Genomic DNA, 22,047 nt, shown 5'->3' on the forward strand with positions numbered 1-22,047 from the left:
CAGGACCGTTCGGGTTACGGGCGGTAGCTGTGCGTGACACGGCAGCTGTACGTGACGCGGTAGCTGTGCGTGACTCAGAGATCCAGGTCGACGACCACCGGGGCGTGGTCCGAGGTGCCCTTGCCCTTGCGCGCCTCGCGGTCGACGTAACTGTCGGTGACGGCGTCGGCGAAGGGCCCGTTGGCGTAGGTGAGGTCGATGCGCATGCCCCGGTTCTTCGGGAACGCCAGCTGGCGGTAGTCCCAGTAGGTGTAGGGGTGGTCGTACTTGAGCGGGCGGGGCACGACGTCGTGCAGGCCGACCTCGCCGAGGGCCTCCAGCGCGGCCCGCTCGGCCGGGGTGACGTGGGTGAGGCCCTCGAAGGCGGCCACGTCGAAGACGTCGTCGTCGGTGGGGGCGATGTTGAAGTCCCCGAGGACGGCGAAGGGGCGCGGCCCGGCCGCGTCGTCGGCGGAGGCCTTGCGCAGGGCCTCCAGCCACTCCAGCTTGTAGCGGTAGTGGGCGTGGTCGACCTCGCGGCCGTTGGGCACGTAGACGGACCAGACCCGGACGGGGCCGCAGGTGGCGGCGATGGCGCGGGGCTCGACGTCGGGCAGCAGGGCGTCGTCGGCGAGGTAGCCGGGCTGGCCGGGCAGGTCGCGCACGACGTCGTCGAGGCCGAGCCGGGAGACGATCGCGACGCCGTTCCACCGGCCGTTGCCGTGGGCGGCCGTCTCGTAGCCGAGCGCGCGGACGTCCTCGTAGGGGAAGGCGTCGGCCGCGCACTTGAGCTCCTGGAGGCAGAGCACGTCGGGCTTGGCGCTCTCCAGCCACTCCAGGAGCTTGGGCAGCCGCGCGGTGACGGAGTTGATGTTCCAGGTGGCGATGCGGACGGTCACGGCGGGCGGCCTTCCCGGGTCGTACGGACGGCGGACGGGGCGGGCGCCCGCTGGGAGCGCCCACCCCGAACATACCGCCCGCTACCGACAATCCCGGCAGGCTCCGGTCCGCATCTCAGCCCGCGGGCCGGACCACGGCGGCCGCGCCGCCGCCGCGCCGCACGGGTTCGGCCGCGGCCACCCAGCGGCCGTCCGGCAGCCGCTCGACGCCGGTCGCGGCCCCGATCTCGTCCACCGGGCTGAAGCGCTGCCCGAGCGCCTCCAGCCCGGACCGCTCGGGCAGCGCGAGGAAGCCCGGCTCGGCCTGGGTGGTGGCGGTGTTGCGCTGGCTGGCGCGCGGCGCGGCGATGGCCTGCTCCAGGCTCAGGCCGCGGTCGAGGCGGCCGAGGAGCACCTGGAGGGTGGTGGTGATGATGGTCGCGCCGCCGGGGCTGCCGGTGGCGAGCAGCGGCTCGCCGTCGCGCAGCACGACGGTCGGCGACATCGACGAGCGCGGCCGCTTGCCGGGCCCGGGCAGGTTGGGGTCGGGCACGCCGGCCGCGAGCGGGGCGAAGTCGAAGTCGGTCAGCTCGTTGTTGAGCAGGAAGCCGCGGCCGGGGACGGTGATGCCGCTGCCGCCGGTCTGCTCGATGGACAGGGTGTACGCGACGACGTTGCCCCAGCGGTCGGCCACGGTGAGGTGCGTGGTGTTCTGGCCCTCGTACGGCTCGGGGGCGGCCTGGCCGCCGTCCGCGCAATCGGCCGGGTCGTACGGGTCACCGGGGGCGAGCGGGCTGGTCAGGGCCTTGTCCGGACTGATCAGGCAGGCCCGGGAGGCGGCGTAGTCGGGCGAGAGCAGTTCCTTCGTCGGCACCTCCGAGAAGCGCGGGTCGCCGAGCCAGCGGTTGCGGTCGGCGAAGGCGATCCGGGAGGCCTCCAGGAAGTGGTGGTAGTACTGCGTGCCGCTGTAGCCGGAGACGTCGCCGTTCTCCAGGATGCCGAGGGCCTCGCCGACGGTGGTGCCGCCGGAGCTGGACGGGGCGATCGAGTAGACGTCGTAGTCCCGGTAGGCGACGTGTGTCGGGGCCTGGCGGCGGACCGCGTAGGAGGCGAGGTCGGCGGCGTCGACCTTGCCGGGTCGGGCGTTGCGCCCGGAGGCGGGGTCGACCGGCGGGTGCTGGAGGGTGTTGACGACGTCCCGGCCGATGTCGCCCTGGTAGAACGCCTTGGTGCCGTCCTTGCCCAACTGCCGGTAGGTGGCGGCGAGATCGGGGTTGCGCAGGACGGAGCCGACCTCGGGGAGCTTGCCGCCGGGCAGGAACAGCCCGGCCGTCGCCGGGAAGTCCTTGAAGCGGCTGTAGTTGTCCTCGGTCATGCCGCGGAAGGTGGCGTTGACGACGAAGCCGTCGTCGGCGATCCGCTCGGCGGGCCGCAGGTTCTCGGCGAGCGAGCGCGAGCCCCACTGCCGTAGCGCGTCGTCCCAGGTGGCCGCGGTGCCGGGGACGCCGACCGACAGGCCGCTGGTGACGGCGTCGGGGAAGGCGAGCGGCTTTCCGCCCTCCAGGAAGAGCCCGGTGTCGGCGGTGCGGCCGGCGGTCTCGCGGCCGTCGATGGTGTGCACGCGGCCGGTGGCGTGGTCGTAGTAGACGAAGTACCCGCCGCCGCCGATCCCCGACGAGTACGGCTCGGTGACGCCGAGGGCCGCGGCGGCGGCGACGGCCGCGTCCACCGCGTTCCCGCCCTTGCGCAGCACCTCGATCCCGGCGGCGGTGGCCTCCGCGGACACCGTGGACACGGCCCCGCCCCACCCGACCGCCTCCGGCACGTGGGCCGGCGGCGCCACCGCCCCGGCCGGCCCGGCGGCGGACCACACCAGAGCACTCGCGAGCAACAACGGTGGCGCGAGCCGGGTCAGAGCCCTCATCCCATTCCTCCTGAGTCGGCGTCAACTCCGTTGTTTCACAGGAGGTGTGATCCCGACAACCACACGGCGGCGGCGAAGTGCGGTGACCGGCCCCGACCCCGGCCTCTGACGACCGGGACCGCTGGAAGGCCGAGGGCTGACCCTTCGGGAACCCGCGGGCGGGGGGACGGCCGACAACCAACAGCGAACAGATAACAGAAAACGAAATCTGTCATCTGTTATCTGTTCGCTGAAAGTTGTTCGCCGCCCCCCCCGCCCGCCCTACAGCGCGCTGCGCTCGACCCGGCGGCGCTTGATCGTGCGGAAGCGGCGGGCGACCTGGCGGGCGAGGTCGGCGGCGCCGACCAGGCCCGCCTCGTTGCCGAGGGCCGCGTGGACGATGACGGCCTCGGGGCGGAAGCCCCGGCCGGTGAGGGTGCGCCGGAAGGTGTCCCGGGCGGGGCCGAGCAGGAGGTCGCCCGCCTCGGAGACGCCGCCGCCGATGACGAACCGGCCCGGGTCGAGGGCCGCGGCCAGGTTGGCGATGCCGACGCCCAGCCAGGTGCCGACCTCGTAGAGCAACTCGGTCGCCGTCGGGTCGCCGGCCTGCGCGGCCTCGGTGACCAGCGGGCCGGTGATGCCCTCGACGGTCCCGCCCGCGAGGGCCAGCAGCGGCTGCACCACCGGCGACTCCTCGGCGATCAGCTCGCGCGCGTCGCGCACCAGCGCGTTGCCGGAGGAGTACTGCTCCCAGCAGCCCCGGTTGCCGCACGGGCAGCGGTGGCCGCCGGGCACCACCTGCATGTGCCCGAACTCGCCCGCGAGCCCGTACTTGCCGCGGTCGACGTAGCCGTCGCGCACGACGGCCCCGCCGATGCCGGTGCCCAGCGTGAGCATCACCATGTGGTCCTCGCCGCGCCCGGCACCGAAGCGCCACTCGGCCCAGGCCGCCGCGTTGGCATCGTTCTCGACGATCACCGGGAACCGCAGCCGCTCGCTGAGCGCCTGCTGGAGCGGCTCGTTGCGCCAGTTGAGGTGGGGGGCGAAGAGCACCTTGGAGCGGTCGGCGTCCACCCAGCCGGCCGCGCCGATGCCGACGGCGTGGACGTCGTGCCGGTCGGCGAGCTCCAGCACCAGTTCGACGATCACGTCCTCGACGACCTTGGGGCTCTTGCTCTTGTGCGGGGTGTCGGTGCGCAGCTTCTCCAGCACCTTGCCCTCGCCGTCCACGACGCCCGCGACGACCTTGGTGCCGCCGATGTCGATGCCGATGGTGGGCAGCCGCAGTATCCCGGCGGGCAGGGCGCGGCGGCGGCGTTCGGCGCGCGGGCCGAGGCCGAGCAGGGTGGGCAGGACGGCCGGCCGGGTGCTGCCTTGGGGGCTGTTCACGGCTTCGGACGCTCCTCACGGGTGTCGGAACGGGTGTCGGAACGGGTGGTCTCGGAACGGGGGGCGTCGGAACCGGTGGTGTCGGAACCGGTGATGTCGGTACGGGTGTCGTCAGGGCCGGACGCGCCGCGCGGGCCGCCGCCCGCGTTCGGCCGCGCCAGCTCGTGGGAGAGCTCGGCGAGGTCGGAGCCCCCGGCCATCTCGGTGGTGAGCTGTTCGAGCCCGATCGCGTCGCGCGGGTGGCTGCCGGCCATCCGGCCTCGCTTGAGCAGGGTGAAGTGGTCGCCGACCAGGTACGCGTGGTGCGGGTTGTGCGTGATCAGGACGACCCCGAGCCCGGCGTCGCGCGCCGCGGTGACGTACTTGAGCACGACGCCCGACTGCTTGACGCCCAGGGCGGCGGTGGGCTCGTCCAGGATGAGCACCTTGGCGCCGAAGTGGACGGCGCGGGCGATGGCCACGCACTGGCGCTGGCCGCCGGACAGGGTGCCGATCGGGCGGTCGACGTCGTGCAGGTCGATGCCCATCCGGGCGAGCGCCTCGCGGGTGGTGGCGCGCATGCCGTCGGCGTCGAGGCGCAGGCCGCCCCAGCGGCGCAGGCCGCGCTCGGAGCCGAGAAAGAAGTTGCGCCACACGGGCATCAGGGGGACGACGGCCAGGTCCTGGTAGACGGTGGCGATGCCGCGGTCGAGGGCCTGGCGCGGGGAGTCGAACCGGACCTCCTCGCCGCCGACGGTGTAGACGCCCTCGTCGTGCCGGTGCAGCCCCGCGATGATCTTGATCAGGGTGGACTTGCCCGCGCCGTTGTCGCCGAGCACGCAGCTGATCTCGCCGGCCCGCAGGGTCAGCGAGACGTCCTGCAGCGCCCGGACGGTGCCGTAGCTCTTGCCCACGCCGTCGAGCGCGAGCAGTTCGCCCTCGGAAGGAATCCCGGCAGTCATCGCGGCCCCCGCTCGGCCCGGCGCTTGACGAACGCGTTCAGCAGGGCGGCGAGCAACAGCATCGCGCCCAGGAAGAACTTGAACCAGTCCGGGTTCCACTGCGCGTACACGATCCCCTTGCTGGCCATGCCGAAGATCAGCGCGCCGAGCGCGGAGCCGGCCACCGAGCCGTAGCCGCCGGTGATCAGACAGCCGCCGATGACGGCCGCGACGATGTAGATCAGCTCGTTGCCGACGCCCTCGCCGGACTGGACGGTGTCGAAGGAGAACAGCAGGTGCTGGCCGAGCACCCAGGCGCCGAAGCCGACGCCGAGGTAGAGCACGGTCTTCGTCCGGGCGACGGGCACGCCGACCGCTCGGGCCGCGGCCGCGTCGCCGCCGACGGCGAAGATCCAGTTGCCGAAGCGGGTGCGCAGCAGCACCCAGCTGCCGACGGCGAGCATGCCGAGCCACCACCACACGGTGGCCTTGACCGTCAGCCCGCCGACGGTGACCTCGGAGGCGAACAGCCAGCGGCAGGAGGCGAAGCCCTGCATGTCGGAGATCGGCTTGGTCGACACGGTGCCGGAGACGAGCTTGGTGACACCGAGGTTGGCGCCGGTCAGCATCAGGAAGGTGCCGAGCGTGACGATGAAGCTGGGCAGCTTGGTGCGCCCGAGCATCCAGCCGTTGAACCAGCCGACCGCGAGCGCGGCGGCGAGCGAGACGACGACGCCGACCCAGGTGACGGCGGTGAACTGGTAGGAGACCATCGACGAGGTCAGCGCGGCGGTGGTGACCAGCACGCCGGCCGACAGGTCGAACTCGCCGCCGATCATCAGCAGGGAGACCGGCACCGCCATGATCCCGATGGTGGACGCGGCGTAGAGCACGGTGCCCAGCGAGGCGACCCGCAGAAAGGGTTCGGCGGCGGCCGCGAAGACCAGGAAGACGGCGCCGGCGGCGATCAGCGCCCCGAGCTCGGGGCGCGCCAGGAGGCGCCGCAGGGCCGCCGGACGGTCCTGGACGAGGAAGTCCGCCGCACTCGGCGAGAAGCTCGACGGAGGGCCGGACGGAGGGCCGGACGGGCTGCTCAACGGGTCCCCCTCGCGACGTACTCGGCGAGCGCGTCCGCGTCGTTCTTCGTGAGGATCTGCGGGCCGGTCGCGACCGGCTTGCCGCCGCCGAGCATGTCCAGGTTGGACTTGTACAGCCACAGCAGGTCGACGCCCTCGTAGCCCTGGAGGTAGGGCTGCTGGTCGACGGCGAAGCCGACGCTGCCGGACTTCAGCCCGGCGACGACCTGGGTGCCGAGGTCGAAGGTGTCGAGCTCGACCTGGCGGCGGGCGTCCTGGACGGCCTGGAGGCCGGTGGCGGCCATCGGACCGGAGAGGGTGAGCACGGTGTCGATGGCCGGGTCGGCCTGGAGCTTGGCGGAGATCGCGGCCCGGGCGTCGGGCATGTTGACGCCGTCGACGTAGAGCACCTGGAAGGAGGCGCCGGGCAGCGCGGAGCCGGACTGGGCGCCGGAGCAGCGCTGCTCCTGGCCGACGTTGCCCTGCTCGTGGATGACGCACAGGACGGACTTGCGGCCGCGGGAGGCGAGCTCGGCGCCGGCGGCCTGGCCGGCCGTCGTCTCGTCCTGGCCGATGTGGGTGAGCGCGCCGAACTTCGCGGAGTACTCCTGGCCGGAGTTGATCGTGATCACCGGGATGCCGGCGGCCTTGGCCTTGGCGAGGACGGCGGCCATGGCGTCGCCCTTGGCGAGGGTGACGAGCAGGCCGTCGACCTTCTGGTCGATGGCGGCCTGGACGAGCTGGACCTGGTTCTGGGTCTGCGCGTCGTTGGAGTACAGGAAAGTGATGTTGTCCTTGGCGGCGGCCTGCTCGGCGCCCTTGCGCACGCTGTCCCAGAAGGCGTCGCCGGGCCCGGCGTGGGTCACCATGGCGACCTTCCACCGCGGGGTGGTGACGGCGCTGCCGCCGGCGGCCGCGGCCTTGGCGCGGGCCTCCTCGGCGCGTCTGCCTCCGGTACTGCTGCAGCCGGCCACGGCGACCGCGACCGCGAGGACGGCGAGGACGGGCCGGAACCGGCGGGACGGGCGAAAGCGGGTTGTGCTCATCCCACGATTCTCTCCGTAACCGCGGTACGGGCTCGCACCGCCTCGCCCGGCGGCCGGGGCGGGGCGGACGGTAAGGTGCCTCGGGGCACCTTCCTGAGCGTCGGCTGGACACCTCGTCCGGCGGACGGCCGTCCGGGTGGCAGACTAGACGCCGATCCGAAAGCGGAACATCACAGAAACGTGATGTTCCTCTCAGGTTCCGCACAGATTCGGACGGCAACCGATCCCGGGTTCAACGCCGTCCCTTGCCATTGGAGTGCGCGCGGGCGAGTGGGGCCCGAGCGGCTTGCGATCCGGATAACGAGAACTGATGCAACTGACAGGTACGCCCTTCTTCATCCTCACGGTCGTCCTCGTGCCGGTGTCGATCGCGGTCGCGCTGTTCTTCTGGGGCAAGGTGCGCGGACCCGAACCGGTCAAGGTGCTCTCGCGGCTGGTCATGATCGTGTTCTGCCAGATCACGGCCGTGCTGACGGTCTTCGTGATGGTGAACAACGCGAACCTGATCTACGGCAGCTGGGACGACCTGCTCGGCACCGGCGACCACGTCCGCGCGGTGCCCGCCGTGCCGAAGGACGACGCGGCCGGCGCGGCCAAGTCGGGCGGGGACGCCAAGCCCCCGGCGAAGGTGCTCCAGCAGTTCGGCGGCGTGAACGACCCGGCGGTGCCCGGCGACGTCAAGAAGACCGAGCTCAAGGGCCAGGTGTCCGGCGTCGACGGCGAGGTGCTGGTCTGGACGCCGCCGCAGTACGACGACCCGGCCTACAAGGACAAGAAGTTCCCGGTCGTCGAGCTGATCCCGGGCTACCCGGGCTCGTCCTCCACCTGGTACGGCACCCTCAAGGTGTCCGAGCAGCTCAAGCCGCTCATGCAGCAGGGCAAGGTCGCCCCGTTCATCCTGGTCTCGCCGCGCACCCTGCTCCTCGGCAACCACCAGGACGCCGGCTGCACCGACATCCCCGGCAAGGTCAACGCCGACGCGTGGGTCACCCGGGACGTGCCGCAGATGATCATGGACAACTTCCGGGCCGACCCCTCCCCCGATCGCTGGGCGATCGCCGGCTACTCGGCCGGCGCGCACTGCGCCGCCAAGCTCTCGCTCGCGCACCCGAACCGCTACCGGGCCGGCATCAGCCTCTCCGGCTACAACGACCCGGCCCAGGAGTCGGACTCGCTGGTCGGCAAGAACCCGCAGCTGCGCGAGGCCAACAACCCGGTCAACATCCTGAAGACCGCCCAGACCCCGCCGAAGGTCTCGCTCTTCATCAGCGGCGCCAAGGGCGACGGCTTCGAGGACGCCCAGGCGCTGGCCGCCGCGGCCAAGGCCCCCACCACCATCCAGGTGCAGGAGACCACCGGCCCGCACACCACCGACCTGTGGAAGCGCATGGTGCCGAACGTCTTCGAGTGGCTGACCGGGATCATCCCCGCGCAGTAACGATCACCCGAACGACGAAGGGGCCCACCGCGAACGTACGCGGCGGGCCCCTTCGTCATGTCGTCCGGGTGTCAGGCCAGTTCGAGGGCCAGGTAGAAGTCCACCCGGTCCTCCAGGCGCGAGAGGTCCCGGCCCGTCAGCTCCTCGATGCGGCCGATCCGGTAGCGCAGCGTGTTGACGTGGACGTGCAGCTGCCCGGCGCAGCGCGTCCAGGAGCCGTCCGAGCGCAGGAACGCCTCCAGGGTGCGCACGAGGTCCGCCTGGTGCTCGATGTCGTAGCCGATCACCTTGTCCAGCAGGCGGCTGCGGAACGCGCGGCGCACCTCGTCGGGGACGGCGGCCAGCAGGAGCACGTGCGAGGCGAGCTCCTCGGGGCCGGCCACGCACACCCGGCCGACCCGGGCGGCGGCGATCCGGCGGGCGTGCCGGGCCTCCTCCAGGGCGCCGCGCAGGCCGCCGGCCTCGGAGGCGGGGGCGGAGACGCCGAGGGTGATGCGGCCCTCGGAGCCGAGGCCGGCCTCCAGCGGGGCGAGCAGTTCGCGCAGCGTGTCGGCGGGCACGGCGGCCTCCAGCACGGGCATCACGACGACCGCGCCGGTGCCGGCCCCGGCGACCAGCGCGCGGTCGGTGGTGCCGCCGAGCGCCTCCTCCAGGACGGCCCGCACCATGCCCTCGGGCAGGCCGGTGCCGTCGGCGCTGAGCACCAGCCAGGAGCCCTCCGGGGCCTGCGGCTTGGGCTCGGCGTTCTCGTACCGGGCGGCCATCGCCGAGGAGGCGTACAGGGTGCGGCTGATCTCGGCCGGGTCGGCGTCGCGGCGCAGCCGGTCGAGCAGTTCGTCGGCCAGGCGGCGGCGCAGCCGGCGGCCCTCGTCGCGGCGCTGGCGCTCGGCGGCGACGAGGCGGGCGAGGTTCTCGGCGAGCTGCTGGCGCTTGGTGGTCCATTCGGTGACGTCGCCGGCCACGGCGAGCACCCAGTCGGCGAGCGGCGCCTCGTGCTCGGCGTCGGCGGTGGCCGGGGCGGGCAGCAGCGAGTACGCGCCGGTGGCGAGGCGGGCCCGGTGCGGGGGGCGGCGGCGCTGGCGCTGGGCGGCGAGGTGGGCGCGCACCAGCTGGTCGCGGTCCTCGGCGGACAGCCGGTCGGCGGGCCCGGCGATCACGGCGCCGGTCGGGGTGAGCACCCAGCAGTCGAGGTCGAGGTCGCCGCCGAGCAGGTCCAGGACGGCGTCCAGGCCGCCGCCGCCGGCCGCCGAGACGAGCAGCCGGTGGCGGTCGACGAGGGCGGCGAGGTCGGCGGCGCGGTCGGCGGAGACCTGCCGGCCGACGAACTCGGTGACCGTTCCGAAGGCGATGTCGTCGGGGACGGCGAGCAGGGGCATCCGGTGCCGGCGACAGGCGTCGACGAGGTCCTCGGGCACCGGGCCGACCTCGGCCTCGCCGGCCGCGAGGGCGACGGCCCCGCCGGCCGCGATGGTGCGCACGAAGCGCTCCGAGTCGGCCGGGCCGGTGCGCCAGAGCATGCCGGTGAGCACCAGCTCGCCGCCGTGCAGGTAGCGCCCGGGGTCGTGCAGGTCCGTGGTCATGACACCGCTGACCTGCCGGTCCAGCTCGTCCTCGGCCGCGAGCAGGCGCAGTCGCGGGGCGCCGGGGGCGAGCAGGTCACGGACACGCATCCGCAGACTCCTAACGGGCTGGATCGGTGGGGGTGAGGGGCCCGAACGCGCTGCCGGGGGTGACAGTGTGCCCGAACATCCGTGCTTGGCGTTACGTCCGTCCGGGACGGCGGGTCACGGGCCCGTAGCTCCCGAATCACGGCCGGATTACGGTCGTAGGTAGCGCCTGGTGATTAGCTGGACTGCGACGTTGTCCTCCTTAGAGGAACGTACAGGATGCCGGGCGGGACCACAGCCGGGGCTTCATGCCATCGGTGACTGCCAGTGGGCCCCGTCACAGCGGTTCACTGGCCACACGCCGCCGGACACAGCCCGGTGACCGGGATCCGACGCCGAGGCGACGACACGGTGGGCAGGTCCCGAACACCGGGTTCCGGGCACCCAGCCCACCCGTCCGGCCGGCGACGACTTGAGGAGACACCCGCATGGAGTTCCTTCGGCCCGCTACCTGGGACGAGGCACTCGCGGCGAAGGCTGAGTACCCGACCGCGCTGCCCATCTCGGGCGGTACGGACGTCATGGTCGAGATGAACTTCGACGTGCACCGGCCATCCGCGATTCTCGACCTGAACCGCATCACCGAGCTCACCGAATGGTCCAACGACGGCAACGTCGTGCGGCTCGGCGCCTCGGTCCCCTACGCCCGGATCATCGACGAGCTGTCCGGTCCGCTGCCCGGCCTCGCGCTGGCGGCCCACACCGTCGGCTCGCCGCAGATCCGCAACCGGGGCGGTGTCGGGGGCAACCTCGGCGGCGCCTCCCCGGCCGGTGACGCGCACCCCGCGCTGCTGGCGGCCGGGCGGGACGTGTTCGTCGAAGCGGCCTCCGTGCGCGGCACCCGGATGATCCCGATCGACGAGTTCTACGTCGGCGTGAAGCGCAACAGCCTGGCGGCCGACGAGCTGATCCGGGCCGTGCACATCCCGGTCGCCGACGGCCCCCAGCAGTTCTCGAAGATCGGCACCCGCAACGCGATGGTCATCGCGGTGTGCGCCTTCGGCTTCGCCCTGCACCCCAGGACCGGCACCGTCGGCACCGGCATCGGCTCGGCCGCCCCCACTCCGCGCCGCGCCGTCGAGGCCGAGGAGTACCTCCAGGGCGTCCTCGCCGAGCGCGGCCTCTGGGAGTCCGGCGGCCTGCTGGGCACCGAGGTGATCCAGCGCTTCGGCGAGCTGGTGAAGGCCGCGGCCTCCCCCATCGACGACGTCCGGGGCACCGCCGAGTACCGGCGCCACTCCCTGGCCGTGATGGCCCGCCGCACCCTCACCTGGTGTTGGAACGACTACAGCAAGCAGATCAGGAGCGCGGCATGAGGGTCACTTTCACCGCCAACGGCAAGCCGGTCGAGGCCGACGACGTGTGGGAGGGCGAGAGCCTCCTGTACGTGCTGCGCGAGCGGGTCGGCCTGCCCGGCTCCAAGAACGCCTGCGAGCAGGGCGAGTGCGGCTCCTGCACCGTCTACCTCGACGGCGTGCCGGTCTGCTCCTGCCTGGTCGCGGCCGGCCAGGTGCAGGACCGCGAGGTCCGCACGGTCGAGGGCCTGGCCGACGAGAACGGCGAGCTCGGCCTCGTCCAGCAGGCGTTCATCGACGCCGGCGCCGTCCAGTGCGGCTTCTGCACCCCCGGCCTGCTGGTGCAGACCGACGCCCTGCTGGAGCGCGACGAGCAGCCCAGCGACAACGACATCCGCGAGGCGCTGTCGGGCAACCTGTGCCGTTGCACCGGCTACGAGAAGATCATGGACGCGGTGCGGCTCGCCTCCGCCCGCAAGTGCGCCGGTAAGGGGACTGCGGAATGAGCACGCGCACGATCCAGGGGCAGAAGAACCTCCAGAACATCGACCAGGCGTCCAAGGACGGCATCGGCGGCTCGCCGCTGCGCCCGGACGGCAACCTGAAGGTCAAGGGCGAGTTCGCCTACTCGTCCGACATGTGGCACGAGGACATGCTGTGGGGTATGGCGCTGCGCTCGCCGCACCCCCGGGCCAACATCCTCAGCGTCGACATCTCCGAGGCGCTCAAGGTGCCCGGCGTGTACGCCGTCCTCACCCACCAGGACATCCCGGGCTCGAAGTTCTACGGCCTGGAGATCCAGGACCAGCCGGCCCTCGCGATCGACAAGGTCCGCTACCACGGCGAGGCGATCGCGCTGGTCGCGGCCGACCACCCGGAGACGGCCCGCCGCGCGGTGAAGAAGATCAAGGTCGAGTACGAGGTGCTCACCCCGATCGTCACCGAGGAGCAGTGCCTGGACCCGGAGACCCACGGCTACGTGCACGAGCCGCACGAGTTCAAGTCGCACGGCTACGGCAACATCTGCCACGAGCAGAAGCTGGTCTCCGGCCTCGGCGTCACCGACGAGGTCCGCGCGCTCGCGGACGTCATCGTCAGCGGCGACTACGAGGTCGGCATGCAGGACCAGGCCTTCCTCGGCCCGGAGTCCGGCCTCGCCGTGCCCGCCGAGGACGGCGGCATCGACCTGTACATCGCCACCCAGTGGCTGCACGTCGACCGCGAGCAGATGGCCCCGGTGCTGGACCTGCCCGAGGAGAAGGTCCGGCTCACCCTCGCCGGTGTCGGCGGCGCCTTCGGCGGCCGCGAGGACATCTCGATGCAGATCCACGCGTGCCTGCTGGCGCAGCACACCGGCAAGCCCGTCAAGATCGTCTACGCTCGCGACGAGTCCTTCTACGGCCACGTGCACCGCCACCCGGCGAAGATGCACTACGAGCACGGTGTCACCCGCGACGGCAAGCTCGTCTTCGCCGACTGCCGGATCGTGCTGGACGGCGGCGCCTACGCCTCCGCCTCCCCCGCCGTCGTCGGCAACGCGGCCTCGCTCGGCCACGGCCCGTACGTGATCCCGAACGTCAAGATGCACGCCATCGCGCTCTACAGCAACAACCCGTCCTGCGGGGCGATGCGCGGCTTCGGCGCGGTGCAGGCCGCGTTCGGCTACGAGACGCAGATGGACCGGATCGCCGCCGAACTGGGCATGGACCCGGTCGAGTTCCGCCAGCTCAACGCCATGGCCGAGGGCGACTTCATGCCCACCGGCCAGCAGATCGACTCGCCGGCCCCGGTGGCCGACCTGCTCCAGCGGGTCAAGGACATGCCGCTGCCCCCGCCGCTGGACACCGCCCACCTGGACGTGCGCCAGCTGCCCGGCGCGCTGTCCAACACCTCGCACGGCGAGGGCATCGTGCGCGGCGTCGGCTACTCCGTCGGCATCAAGAACGTCGGCTTCTCCGAGGGCTTCGACGACTACTCCACCGCCCGGGTGCGCCTGGAGGTGATCGGCGGCGAGCCGGTCGCCATGGTGCACACCGCGATGGCGGAGGTCGGCCAGGGCGGCGTCACCGTGCACGCCCAGATCGCCCGCACCGAGCTCGGCGTCGAGCTCGTCACCATCCACCCGGCCAACACCGAGGTGGGGTCGGCCGGTTCGACCTCCGCGTCGCGCCAGACCTACATGACCGGCGGCGCCGTCAAGCTCGCCGCCGAGGCGGTCAAGCGCGCGCTGATCGACAAGGGCCGCCGCCGCTACGGCTGGCTGCACGACGACATCACCCTCGTCGGCGGCAAGGTCGTCTCCGAGGGCGCGGGCCCGCTGGTCTCCATGGTCGACCTGCTCGGCGACGAGGCCATCGACCTCACCCGCGAGCACCACCACCGCCCGACCCAGGCGTTCGACAAGGAGACCGGACAGGGCTTCGGCCACGTCCAGTACACCTTCTGCGCCAACCGCGCGGTCGTCGACGTCGACGTCGAGCTCGGCCTGGTCAAGGTGGTCGAGCTGACCGCCGTCCAGGACGTCGGCAAGGCGCTCAACCCGCTCTCCGTGGTCGGCCAGATCCAGGGCGGCTGCACCCAGGCGCTCGGCCTCGCCGTCATGGAGGAGATCATCGTCCGGGACGGGAAGGTGCGCAACGCCTCCTTCACGGACTACCTGATCCCCACCATCCTCGACACCCCGCCGATCCCGGTCGAGATCCTCGAACTGCCCGACCCCAACGCCCCCTACGGGCTGCGCGGCGTCGGCGAGGCCCCGACCGTCTCGGCCACCCCGTCGATCGTGGCGGCCATCCGCAACGCCACCGGCCTCGCGCTCAAGCGGATCCCGGTCCGCCCCGAGCACCTGACCACCGAACAGCCCGGCTGACCCCGGCCGTTCACCGGACGTCCCCGGGGCGGCGACCGTCTTCCCCGCCGCCCCGGGGCAGCACCACCCGGCACCACCAGCACCAACCCCCACCTCGCAGTTGAGGCGACTCCCATGCACCACAAGCCGATACGCGAACGCACTGTCCCGCTGCCTCTCCCACGCCGGGGTTCTGCAGCGGTGCGCACCACCTACGCACCGCCGGCACAGCCACAGAGTGCGCCCAGTGAGTCGATTAGTCCCCCTGCGCCGGATTCGTTGCCTGGCAGTCAGGTCGGCTCGCCCACCCCAACCCCCTTTGAACCTTGGGAGTGGACATGACCCGGATCCCCACGGAACCCGGCACCACCGAAGACAGACCCGCCGAGGACGACACCCCCACGTCGGTCCCGGCAGCACGGCCGAACAGCGCGCTCGACGCGTACTTCAAGATCTCGGCCCGGGGATCGACGCTCGCCAACGAACTACGCGGTGGTCTCACCACCTTCATGGCGATGGCGTACATCATCCTGCTCAACCCGCTCATCCTGAGCGGCGCGGACGTCACCGGCGTGAAGCTCGACCACGCGGCGCTGACCACCGCGACGGCCCTCGCGGCCGCCGTCACCACGATCCTCATGGGCGTGGTCGGCAACGTGCCGCTGGCCCTCGCCGCCGGCCTCTCCGTCTCCGGCGCGGTCTCCGCCCTGGTCGTCCCGCACACCACGTGGCCGCAGGCCATGGGCCTGTGCGTGATCTACGGCCTGCTGATCGTCCTGCTGGTCGTCTCCGGCCTGCGCGAGAAGATCATGAACGGCATACCCCTGCCGCTCAAGCACGCGATCACCATCGGCATCGGCCTGTTCGTCACCATCATCGGCCTCTACAAGGCCGGCTTCGTGCACACCGGCGGCCCCACCCCGCTGTCGCTGGGCCCCTTCGGCGAGCTCTCCGGCTGGCCCGTCCTGATCTTCTGCCTCACCCTGCTGACGATCTTCGTGCTGATGGCGCGCAACGTGCGCGGCGCGATCCTGATCGGCATCGCCGGCGGCACCGTGGTCGCCATCGTCGTCAACAAGCTGGCCCACGTGCCGGCCAAGGCCTGGGCGAACTCCGTCCCGGTGTGGCCCGGCAGCCCGGTCGCCGCACCCGACTTCAGCCTCTTCGGCCACGTCGACCTCTTCGGCGCCTTCGGCGGCAAGGGCATGGGGGCGATCAGCGCCTCCGTCGCGGTCTTCACCCTCGTGCTCGCCGGCTTCTTCGACGCGATGGCCACCATCATCGGCGTCGGCACCGAAGCGGGCCTGGCCGACAAGCAGGGCCGCATGCCGGGCCTGTCCAAGGCCCTGTTCATCGACGGCGCCGGCGGCGCGGTCGGCGGCCTGGCCGGCGCCTCCGGCCAGACGGTCTTCGTCGAGTCCGCCACCGGCGTCGGCGACGGCGCCCGCACCGGACTCGCCTCCACCGTCACCGGCGGCCTGTTCGCCCTGATGCTGTTCTTCTCCCCGCTGGCCGGCATCGTCCCGGTCGAGGTCGCCTCCGCCGCGCTCGTCGTCATCGGCTCGATGATGCTCAGCCAGGCCCGGCACATCGACTGGTCCGACCGCGAGGTCGCCATCCCGGCCTTCCTCACCTGCGTCCTGATGCCGTTCACCTACAGCATCACCGCGGGTGTGGCCGCCGGTGTCATCTCGTACACGGTCATCAAGGCCGGCCAGGGCAAGTGGCGCGAGCCCGGCGTCCTGATGTGGATCCTCACCGGCGTGTTCGTCGTGTACTTCGCGCTCTCGCCGATCAAGTCCTGGCTGGGCGTGCACTAGCCGCGGCGCGCGGGCGGCCAACTGCGGCACGGTGACCGCTCGCACACCAACGCCGCCGTACGGGATCGTTTCCCGTACGGCGGCGCCCCCGCTACTGTCGAAACGTGTAAGGAGCCTCCCGACATGCAGGACATCGCCGACCAGCTGCAGGCCTGGCACGCGTCCGGGCGCTCCTTCGCCGTGGCCACCGTCGTCGGCGTCTCCGGCAGCGCGCCCCGCGACCCCGGCGCCGCCCTCGCCGTCGACGCGGACGGCGAGGCGATCGGCAGCGTCTCCGGCGGCTGCGTCGAGGGCGCCGTGTACGAGCTGTGCCAGAGCGCCATCGCGAGCGGCGAACCCGTCCTCGAACGCTTCGGCTACAGCGACGAGGACGCCTTCGCCGTCGGCCTGACCTGCGGCGGGATCCTCGACGTGTTCGTCCAGCCGGTCGTGCCCGGGACCGACCCCGGCCTCGACGCCGGCATCGCCCACATCGCCGCCGGCACGCCCGTCGCGCTCGCCCGGATCATCGCCGGACCCGGCGGACTCGTCGGCGCGACGCTCGCCGTCACCGCCGACGGCGCGACCGGGGCGCTGTCCCCGGCCCCCTCGACGGTCGGCGGGCTCCAGCGGGCCATCGTCGCCGAGGCCCGCGCCATGCTCGACGCCGGACGCACCGGCCGGATCGTCCTCGGCCTCGACGGCCGCCCCTGCGACGAGCACGACCAGGGCACCGTGACCTGCTTCGTCGAGTCCTACGTGCCCGCGCCGCGGATGATCGTCTTCGGCGCCATCGACTTCGCCGCCGCCGTCGTGCGGATCGGCCGCTTCCTCGGCTACCACGTCACCGTCTGCGACGCCCGGCCCGTCTTCGCCACCGCCCGGCGCTTCCCCGACGCCGACGAGGTCGTCGTCGACTGGCCCCACCGCTACCTCGACTCCCAGCTCGACCGGATCGACGGGCGCACCGTGCTCTGCGTCCTCACCCACGACGCCAAGTTCGACATCCCCCTGCTGGAGCGCGCCCTGCGGCTGCCCGTCGGCTACGTCGGCGCGATGGGCTCCCGCCGCACCCACCGCGACCGCAACGCCCGGCTGCGCGAGGTCGGCCTCACCGACGCCGAGATCGCCCGGCTGCGCTCCCCCATCGGCCTCGACCTCGGCGCCCGCACCCCCGAGGAGACCGCCGTCTCGGTCGCCGCCGAGATCATCGCCCACCGGCGCGGCGGCAGCTGCCTCCCGCTCAGCGCCGGCAGCGGGCCGATCCACCACGACGTGGCGGCGGAACCCGCGGACAGCCAGGCACCGCGCACGCACGCCGCCTGACGGGCGAGGGCGGCTCGCCGGCCGACGCCGACGGGCGCCGGCTGACGGACCGGCTCAGCGCACGACGCGGTAGGCCTCGAAGACCTGCGGCGGATCGGCCGGGATGCCGACGTCCTGGAGGATCGGCCGCAGCACCTCGGCGAAGCGGTCGAACGCCTCGCGGCTCTCCCACACGTCGGTGACGTGCCAGCCGGTCGCCGTCGGACCGGCCACGTGCGACACGATGCCCGCGACGGGCAGGTCGGACGGCAGGTTGAAGCCGGTGGTGCTGCCGGTCAGGGCCTTGATCACCCCGTCGTACTGGGCCTGGGTCACACCGGGGATGTCGAAGGTCACAACGATCGCCATAGCGGGCTCCTTCTCGGCTGGGCAGTGGCCCAACCAGTGCAGCCCGCCACGCCCGCCGCGGCCACCCACCGGCCGCCACGCGGGTGACGTTGCGGCCCCTGGTGGCCGGCGCGAGGCTGGAGTTGCGGACTCACCCCGAGCCCGGGCAAGGAGCACCTGCCATGCGCGTCCTGCTGGACATCGAAATCGACACCGCGACCACGAACAAGCTGATCGCCGACGGCACGGTCGGCGAGAGGTTCGAACGGATCATGGCCGCCCTCAAGCCCGAAGCGGCCTACTTCTTCAACCGCAACGGCCACCGCGCCCAGATCATCGTGGTCGACGTCCCGGACGAGGCCGCCCTGCCGTCCATCTGCGAACCGTTCTGGCTGGAGTTCAACGCGACCGTGCAGACCCACATCTGCATGAACCCCGACGACCTGCGCGAGGGGCTGTCGCGGCTGGGGCGTTAACCGTCGGCGGTGCCTCCGGTCCGCTCAGTCGGACAGCGCGAGCTTCAGCCCGAACCCCACCACCACCGTGCCCGTCACCCGGTCCATCAGCCGGCGCGCCGACGGACGGCGCAGCCAGCCGCGCACCACCTGCGCGAAGCCCACCAGGACCGCCGACCACAGCCCGCCCTCCACGACGTGGACGCAGGTCAGAGCCACCCCGGCGGCGAAGTGCGGCGCCCCCGACGGGATGAACTGCGGCAGCACGGCGACGTAGAAGACCCCGACCTTCGGGTTCAGCAGGTTGGTCAGCGCACCCCGCCGCCACCCGTACCGGAACCCGCCCCGCACCGGCGCCTCCTCCTCCGCGGCCTGCACCCCGCGGCTGCGCAGCATCCCGACGCCCATCCACACCAGGTACGCGGCCCCGCCCCAGCGCAGCACCTCGTACGCCACCTGCGAGGCGGTCAGCAGCGCCGTGACCCCGGCCGACGTGAGCGTCCCCCAGACCAGCGTCCCCGTCTGGATCCCGAGCACGACCCCCCACGCCTGCCGCCGCCCCGCCAGCGCGGACGTCCGCAGCACGAGCGCGGTGTCCAGTCCGGGCGTGAGCGTCAACAACCCCACGACGAGGGCGAAGGACCACAGGGCAGTCGTCATCTCCATGGGCCGCCATGGTACGGACGAACCACGACGGCTTGCGCGGGTACCCCCTGCACACATGGCAGACCAGCACACCGCCGCCGGCACCGCCGACCTCGCCGCCCGGTCGCAGCGCACCTGGGACGAACCCTTCTTCACTGCCGTCCATCGCCCGGTCGGGACTGCGACTACAGACGACGTCTGGGCCGACAAAGCCGTGGCGTATGCGCGCGCCAGGCAAGAGCGCGAACGGACACGGGAATCGAGCAGGACGTAAACCCTCCGTCACCCGCGATCCTCCGCCGTACTGGCAGGATCGGGCCGCGATGTGCGGTGCGCACCCACTGTCGCAGACCCGTACCGGCCTCAGGTCACGTTCAGGCGGGCGGCCAGGCGCAGGAGGGCGGGGCTGAGGCGGCTGAGGAGGCGGGCGGCCTTGGCCTCGGGGGTGACGGGGACGACGGGCTTCTTCGTACGGACGGCCTGGAGGATCGCGGCGGCCACCTTCTCCGGCGGGAAGCCGCGGCGGGCGTAGAGCCGGGCGGCGCGGGCCTGCTTGGCGGCCTGCTCGTCGGCGGTGGTGGCGGAGAAGGTCGAGGTGCGGGTGATGTTGGTGTTCACGATGCCGGGGCAGATCGTGGAGACCCCGATGTCGTGGGACGCGAGGTCGGCGCGCAGGCAGTCGGAGAGCATGAACACCGCGGCCTTGCTGGTCGCGTACGCGGTGAGCGCCTTGGACGGCAGGTAGGCGGCGGCCGAGGAGACGTTGACGATGTGGCCGCCCTCGCCGCGCTCGGCCATCAGGGCCGCGAAGGCGCGGCAGCCGTGGATGACACCCCACAGGTTGACGTCCAGCACGCGCCGCCACTCCTGCTCGGTGGTCTGCAGGAACGTCCCGGAGTGGCCGATGCCCGCGTTGTTGACCACGACGTCGGGCACGCCGTGGTCGGCGGCCACGGCCTTCGCGAAGGCGTCCACCGCGGCGCCGTCGGCGACGTCCACCCGGTAGGCGTGGGCCTGCGGGCCGATGAGGGAGGCCAGTTCGGCGGTACGCTCGGCCGCGGCGAGGTCGAGGTCGCACACCACCACCCGGGCGCCGTCCTCGGCGAAGGCGAGCGCGGTGGCCCGGCCGATGCCGCTGCCGCCGCCGGTGACGACGACCAGCGGGCCGTCGCCCTTCGCCGGACGCCCGTCGCCCGCCTCCGCCTTCGCCGTGAACTCGCGGACCATACCGGCCACGTGCGCTCCCTTCTCCAGCAGCGCCGACCAGTGGCCGGCCCGCAGCGTCCGTCGGGTGAGGTTCGGGGCCCAGCGCTCCAGGCCCTCGGAGAGGTAGGTGCCGACGTAGCGGTCCCGGGTGAGGGTCACCAGCTGGACCGGCACCTCGGTCGGCCGCTCGCGCGGACTGCCCAGCGCGGGGCCGAAGTTGGCCCGGTACAGCTCGATGCCGCGCACCGCGTCCCGGCGCAGGCCCGGCTGCGGGTGGCCCGGGCGGGGGGTGACGTGCTCCAGGTCGCGCAGCACCCGCGGCCACGCGCGGGCGAGGCCGAGGCGCCACACGCCCGGGCCGAGGAACGGCAGGTGGAACGCGGTGATGTACCAGGAGTGCAGGCCCTGGTGGAGCAGCTGCCCGAGGTGGCGCGGGGTGGGGCGGCGCAGCCGGTGGCGCAGCCAGTACCCCATGTGGTCGAGGCAGGGCCCGGACATCGTCGTGTAGGACGCGATCCGGGCCTCCGCGCCGGGCGAGGTGACGGCCTCCCAGGACTGGACCGAGCCCCAGTCGTGGGCGACGACGTGCACCGGGCGCCCGGGGCTGACCGCGTCGGCGACCGCGAACAGGTCGTCGGCGAGCTGCTCCAGGCGGTAGCCGTCGCGGGTCGCGGGGGCGCCGGAAGCGCCGGCGCCGCGGACGTCGTAGCGCACCACGTGGTGGTCGCGGGCGAGGTCGTCGGCGACGTCGTCCCAGACGGCGTGGGTGTCGGGGTAGCCGTGCACGAGGAGGACGGTGGGGGCGTCCGGGTCGCCCTGCTCGTAGACGGCGAGCGGCAGGCCGCCGGAGCGGACGGTCCGGCGGGTCTTCGGGCTCTCGCTCATCGGGCTCTCGCTCATCGGGCTCTCGCTCATCGGGCGGTCTCCAGGGCGGTGGGCTCGGGCGCGGACGTGGGCGCGGACTGGGACGTGGACCCGGACGTCCAGCGGCGGACGTGCGGCAGGTCGTCGTCGAGCCAGTAGGCGTCGTCCTCGGTGACGACCAGCAGCTCCTCGAACTTGATGCCCACGCCCCGGAAGGCGATGTGCGGCTCCACCGCCCACAGCCCCGGGGTGGGCGCGTGCCGCGACGAGCGGCCGTCCGCCCACAGCGGCGAACGGCCGTGCAGGCGCTCGGAGACCAGCTCGCGGCCGAGGGTCTGCAGGGTGCGCACGCCGAAGCCGAAAACGGTGACCCCGGCCGGACCGCGCGCGGTCGTCCTCGTCACCTGGTGGCCGATCACCCGGCCAGGGTAGACCCGGTGGCGGTTGTCGTAGCCGTGCTCGGCGAGCTGCGCGTCCACGGCCGCGTACACCTCGTCCAGCGGGCGGCGGGCCCGCACCTCGGCCAGGATCAGCTCCCGGTAGACCCGCAGGTCGGCCGCGAGGCGGTCCCAGACCGGGTTCTCCCCGACCTTGCCGCCGTAGCCGATGTCCGCCGTGTAGCCGTCGACGATCGGCGCGCAGTCGAGGACGTACGGCATGCCCTCCTCCAGGCGGCGGTTGCCCGCGAAGAACTGCAGCGGGGTGCGGAAGTGCCGGAACGCCGTCCGGTCGCCGAACCACGCGAACGGGACGTGGAAGAAATCCTGGACCCCGGCCGCCACCAGGCGCCGGCGCAGCTCGGCGGTGGCCTGCCGCTCGGTGACGCCCGGCTCGATCCAGGCGGCGACCTCCTCGGCGCAGTCGTAGGCGAGCTGCTGCGTCTCGCGGAACCGGGCGAGGTCGCGCTCGTCGTACGGGAAGGACGGGGTCGGTTTCGCCGTCGGGGGCAGCTTCGCCGTCGGGGGCATCGGGGCTCCTTCTGCAGG

Annotated in this window: 18 protein-coding genes; 7 read left to right on the top strand and 11 right to left on the bottom strand. The window is 72.7% G+C overall.

What is annotated here, in order from left to right:
- Nucleotides 1-74 precede the first annotated feature (74 nt).
- The 6 genes from ACFV4F_RS00185 to ACFV4F_RS00210 all read right to left on the bottom strand — a co-directional run bounded on the left by ACFV4F_RS00185 (nucleotide 75) and on the right by ACFV4F_RS00210 (nucleotide 7,191).
- A complete protein-coding gene (locus ACFV4F_RS00185) occupies nucleotides 75-878 on the bottom strand; it encodes an exodeoxyribonuclease III (RefSeq protein WP_380499827.1) in 804 nt (267 codons plus the stop codon).
- A 115-nt stretch (nucleotides 879-993) separates the two neighbouring features.
- A complete protein-coding gene (ggt, locus tag ACFV4F_RS00190) occupies nucleotides 994-2,781 on the bottom strand; it encodes a gamma-glutamyltransferase (protein WP_380499828.1) in 1,788 nt (595 codons plus the stop codon).
- A 261-nt stretch (nucleotides 2,782-3,042) separates the two neighbouring features.
- Complete coding sequence (locus ACFV4F_RS00195) at nucleotides 3,043-4,149, bottom strand: ROK family glucokinase (protein ID WP_380437863.1); 1,107 nt, start codon at nucleotides 4,147-4,149, stop codon at nucleotides 3,043-3,045.
- Nucleotides 4,146-5,090 carry an ATP-binding cassette domain-containing protein gene (locus tag ACFV4F_RS00200; protein ID WP_380499829.1) on the bottom strand — a complete coding sequence of 315 codons (945 nt, stop codon included), beginning with the start codon at nucleotides 5,088-5,090 and terminating at the stop codon, nucleotides 4,146-4,148. Before ACFV4F_RS00200 ends, ACFV4F_RS00195 begins: the two co-directional genes overlap by 4 nt.
- A complete protein-coding gene (locus tag ACFV4F_RS00205) occupies nucleotides 5,087-6,166 on the bottom strand; it encodes an ABC transporter permease (RefSeq protein WP_380499830.1) in 1,080 nt (359 codons plus the stop codon). The genes ACFV4F_RS00200 and ACFV4F_RS00205 overlap by 4 nt, the downstream gene beginning before the upstream one ends.
- Nucleotides 6,163-7,191, bottom strand: a complete 1,029-nt coding sequence (locus ACFV4F_RS00210; RefSeq protein ID WP_380437859.1) for a substrate-binding domain-containing protein — start codon at nucleotides 7,189-7,191, stop codon at nucleotides 6,163-6,165. Before ACFV4F_RS00210 ends, ACFV4F_RS00205 begins: the two co-directional genes overlap by 4 nt.
- A 310-nt stretch (nucleotides 7,192-7,501) precedes the next feature.
- Here ACFV4F_RS00210 and ACFV4F_RS00215 point away from each other — a divergent pair, with 310 nt between their 5' ends.
- Nucleotides 7,502-8,629, top strand: a complete 1,128-nt coding sequence (locus tag ACFV4F_RS00215; RefSeq protein WP_380437857.1) for an alpha/beta hydrolase — start codon at nucleotides 7,502-7,504, stop codon at nucleotides 8,627-8,629.
- Nucleotides 8,630-8,700: 71 nt separating this feature from the next.
- Here the strand turns inward: ACFV4F_RS00215 and ACFV4F_RS00220 are convergent, their stop codons facing one another.
- Complete coding sequence (locus tag ACFV4F_RS00220) at nucleotides 8,701-10,299, bottom strand: PucR family transcriptional regulator (RefSeq protein ID WP_380437855.1); 1,599 nt, start codon at nucleotides 10,297-10,299, stop codon at nucleotides 8,701-8,703.
- Between the two features lie 425 nt (nucleotides 10,300-10,724).
- Between ACFV4F_RS00220 and ACFV4F_RS00225 the strand changes: the two genes are divergently transcribed.
- The 5 genes from ACFV4F_RS00225 to ACFV4F_RS00245 all read left to right on the top strand — a co-directional run bounded on the left by ACFV4F_RS00225 (nucleotide 10,725) and on the right by ACFV4F_RS00245 (nucleotide 17,564).
- Nucleotides 10,725-11,612: an FAD binding domain-containing protein gene (locus ACFV4F_RS00225; RefSeq protein ID WP_380499831.1), complete on the top strand. Its 888-nt coding sequence runs from the start codon at nucleotides 10,725-10,727 to the stop codon at nucleotides 11,610-11,612.
- Nucleotides 11,609-12,097, top strand: coding sequence for a (2Fe-2S)-binding protein (locus tag ACFV4F_RS00230; protein WP_380437851.1), 489 nt, complete (start codon nucleotides 11,609-11,611; stop codon nucleotides 12,095-12,097). The genes ACFV4F_RS00225 and ACFV4F_RS00230 overlap by 4 nt, the downstream gene beginning before the upstream one ends.
- Nucleotides 12,094-14,460: a xanthine dehydrogenase subunit D gene (gene pucD, locus ACFV4F_RS00235; RefSeq protein ID WP_380499833.1), complete on the top strand. Its 2,367-nt coding sequence runs from the start codon at nucleotides 12,094-12,096 to the stop codon at nucleotides 14,458-14,460. Before ACFV4F_RS00230 ends, pucD begins: the two co-directional genes overlap by 4 nt.
- A 317-nt stretch (nucleotides 14,461-14,777) precedes the next feature.
- Nucleotides 14,778-16,259 (top strand): NCS2 family permease, encoded by a 1,482-nt coding sequence (locus ACFV4F_RS00240; protein WP_380437847.1) that lies wholly within the window; start codon nucleotides 14,778-14,780, stop codon nucleotides 16,257-16,259.
- A gap of 123 nt (nucleotides 16,260-16,382) precedes the next feature.
- The gene (locus tag ACFV4F_RS00245) at nucleotides 16,383-17,564 is read left to right on the top strand and encodes an XdhC family protein (protein WP_380499834.1); all 1,182 of its coding nucleotides are present in this window, start codon (nucleotides 16,383-16,385) and stop codon (nucleotides 17,562-17,564) included.
- 54 nt (nucleotides 17,565-17,618) lie between these two features.
- Here ACFV4F_RS00245 and ACFV4F_RS00250 read toward each other — a convergent pair whose 3' ends face one another.
- Nucleotides 17,619-17,912: a hypothetical protein gene (locus ACFV4F_RS00250; protein ID WP_380437843.1), complete on the bottom strand. Its 294-nt coding sequence runs from the start codon at nucleotides 17,910-17,912 to the stop codon at nucleotides 17,619-17,621.
- A 161-nt stretch (nucleotides 17,913-18,073) separates the two neighbouring features.
- Between ACFV4F_RS00250 and ACFV4F_RS00255 the strand changes: the two genes are divergently transcribed.
- Nucleotides 18,074-18,367 carry a hypothetical protein gene (locus ACFV4F_RS00255; protein WP_380437841.1) on the top strand — a complete coding sequence of 98 codons (294 nt, stop codon included), beginning with the start codon at nucleotides 18,074-18,076 and terminating at the stop codon, nucleotides 18,365-18,367.
- A 24-nt stretch (nucleotides 18,368-18,391) separates the two neighbouring features.
- On the opposite strand, the gene ACFV4F_RS00260 is transcribed toward ACFV4F_RS00255, so the two are convergent.
- The 3 genes from ACFV4F_RS00260 to ACFV4F_RS00270 form a co-directional block, all read right to left on the bottom strand.
- Nucleotides 18,392-19,012, bottom strand: coding sequence for a LysE family translocator (locus tag ACFV4F_RS00260; RefSeq protein ID WP_380499835.1), 621 nt, complete (start codon nucleotides 19,010-19,012; stop codon nucleotides 18,392-18,394).
- Nucleotides 19,013-19,354: 342 nt separating this feature from the next.
- Nucleotides 19,355-21,112, bottom strand: coding sequence for an SDR family oxidoreductase (locus tag ACFV4F_RS00265; protein ID WP_380499837.1), 1,758 nt, complete (start codon nucleotides 21,110-21,112; stop codon nucleotides 19,355-19,357).
- The gene (locus ACFV4F_RS00270; protein WP_380499838.1) at nucleotides 21,109-22,029 is read right to left on the bottom strand and encodes a M24 family metallopeptidase; all 921 of its coding nucleotides are present in this window, start codon (nucleotides 22,027-22,029) and stop codon (nucleotides 21,109-21,111) included. The genes ACFV4F_RS00265 and ACFV4F_RS00270 overlap by 4 nt, the downstream gene beginning before the upstream one ends.
- Nucleotides 22,030-22,047: the final 18 nt, after the last annotated feature.

Origin of the sequence: Kitasatospora sp. NPDC059722 (assembly GCF_042733235.1) — a bacterium.
GTDB lineage: Bacteria > Actinomycetota > Actinomycetes > Streptomycetales > Streptomycetaceae > Kitasatospora.

What these genes read in the sequence shown, in the direction of transcription:
- ACFV4F_RS00230 (WP_380437851.1), top strand. Translation starts at nt 11,609, where the DNA reads ATGAGGGTCACTTTCACCGCCAACGGCAAGCCGGTCGAGGCCGACGAC.
- ACFV4F_RS00240 (WP_380437847.1), top strand. Translation starts at nt 14,778, where the DNA reads ATGACCCGGATCCCCACGGAACCCGGCACCACCGAAGACAGACCCGCC.
- pucD (WP_380499833.1), top strand. Translation starts at nt 12,094, where the DNA reads ATGAGCACGCGCACGATCCAGGGGCAGAAGAACCTCCAGAACATCGAC.
- ACFV4F_RS00270 (WP_380499838.1), bottom strand. Translation starts at nt 22,029, where the DNA reads ATGCCCCCGACGGCGAAGCTGCCCCCGACGGCGAAACCGACCCCGTCC.
- ACFV4F_RS00265 (WP_380499837.1), bottom strand. Translation starts at nt 21,112, where the DNA reads ATGAGCGAGAGCCCGATGAGCGAGAGCCCGATGAGCGAGAGCCCGAAG.
- ACFV4F_RS00225 (WP_380499831.1), top strand. Translation starts at nt 10,725, where the DNA reads ATGGAGTTCCTTCGGCCCGCTACCTGGGACGAGGCACTCGCGGCGAAG.
- ACFV4F_RS00210 (WP_380437859.1), bottom strand. Translation starts at nt 7,191, where the DNA reads ATGAGCACAACCCGCTTTCGCCCGTCCCGCCGGTTCCGGCCCGTCCTC.
- ACFV4F_RS00250 (WP_380437843.1), bottom strand. Translation starts at nt 17,912, where the DNA reads ATGGCGATCGTTGTGACCTTCGACATCCCCGGTGTGACCCAGGCCCAG.
- ggt (WP_380499828.1), bottom strand. Translation starts at nt 2,781, where the DNA reads ATGAGGGCTCTGACCCGGCTCGCGCCACCGTTGTTGCTCGCGAGTGCT.
- ACFV4F_RS00220 (WP_380437855.1), bottom strand. Translation starts at nt 10,299, where the DNA reads ATGCGTGTCCGTGACCTGCTCGCCCCCGGCGCCCCGCGACTGCGCCTG.
- ACFV4F_RS00215 (WP_380437857.1), top strand. Translation starts at nt 7,502, where the DNA reads ATGCAACTGACAGGTACGCCCTTCTTCATCCTCACGGTCGTCCTCGTG.
- ACFV4F_RS00255 (WP_380437841.1), top strand. Translation starts at nt 18,074, where the DNA reads ATGCGCGTCCTGCTGGACATCGAAATCGACACCGCGACCACGAACAAG.
- ACFV4F_RS00200 (WP_380499829.1), bottom strand. Translation starts at nt 5,090, where the DNA reads ATGACTGCCGGGATTCCTTCCGAGGGCGAACTGCTCGCGCTCGACGGC.
- ACFV4F_RS00260 (WP_380499835.1), bottom strand. Translation starts at nt 19,012, where the DNA reads ATGGAGATGACGACTGCCCTGTGGTCCTTCGCCCTCGTCGTGGGGTTG.
- ACFV4F_RS00245 (WP_380499834.1), top strand. Translation starts at nt 16,383, where the DNA reads ATGCAGGACATCGCCGACCAGCTGCAGGCCTGGCACGCGTCCGGGCGC.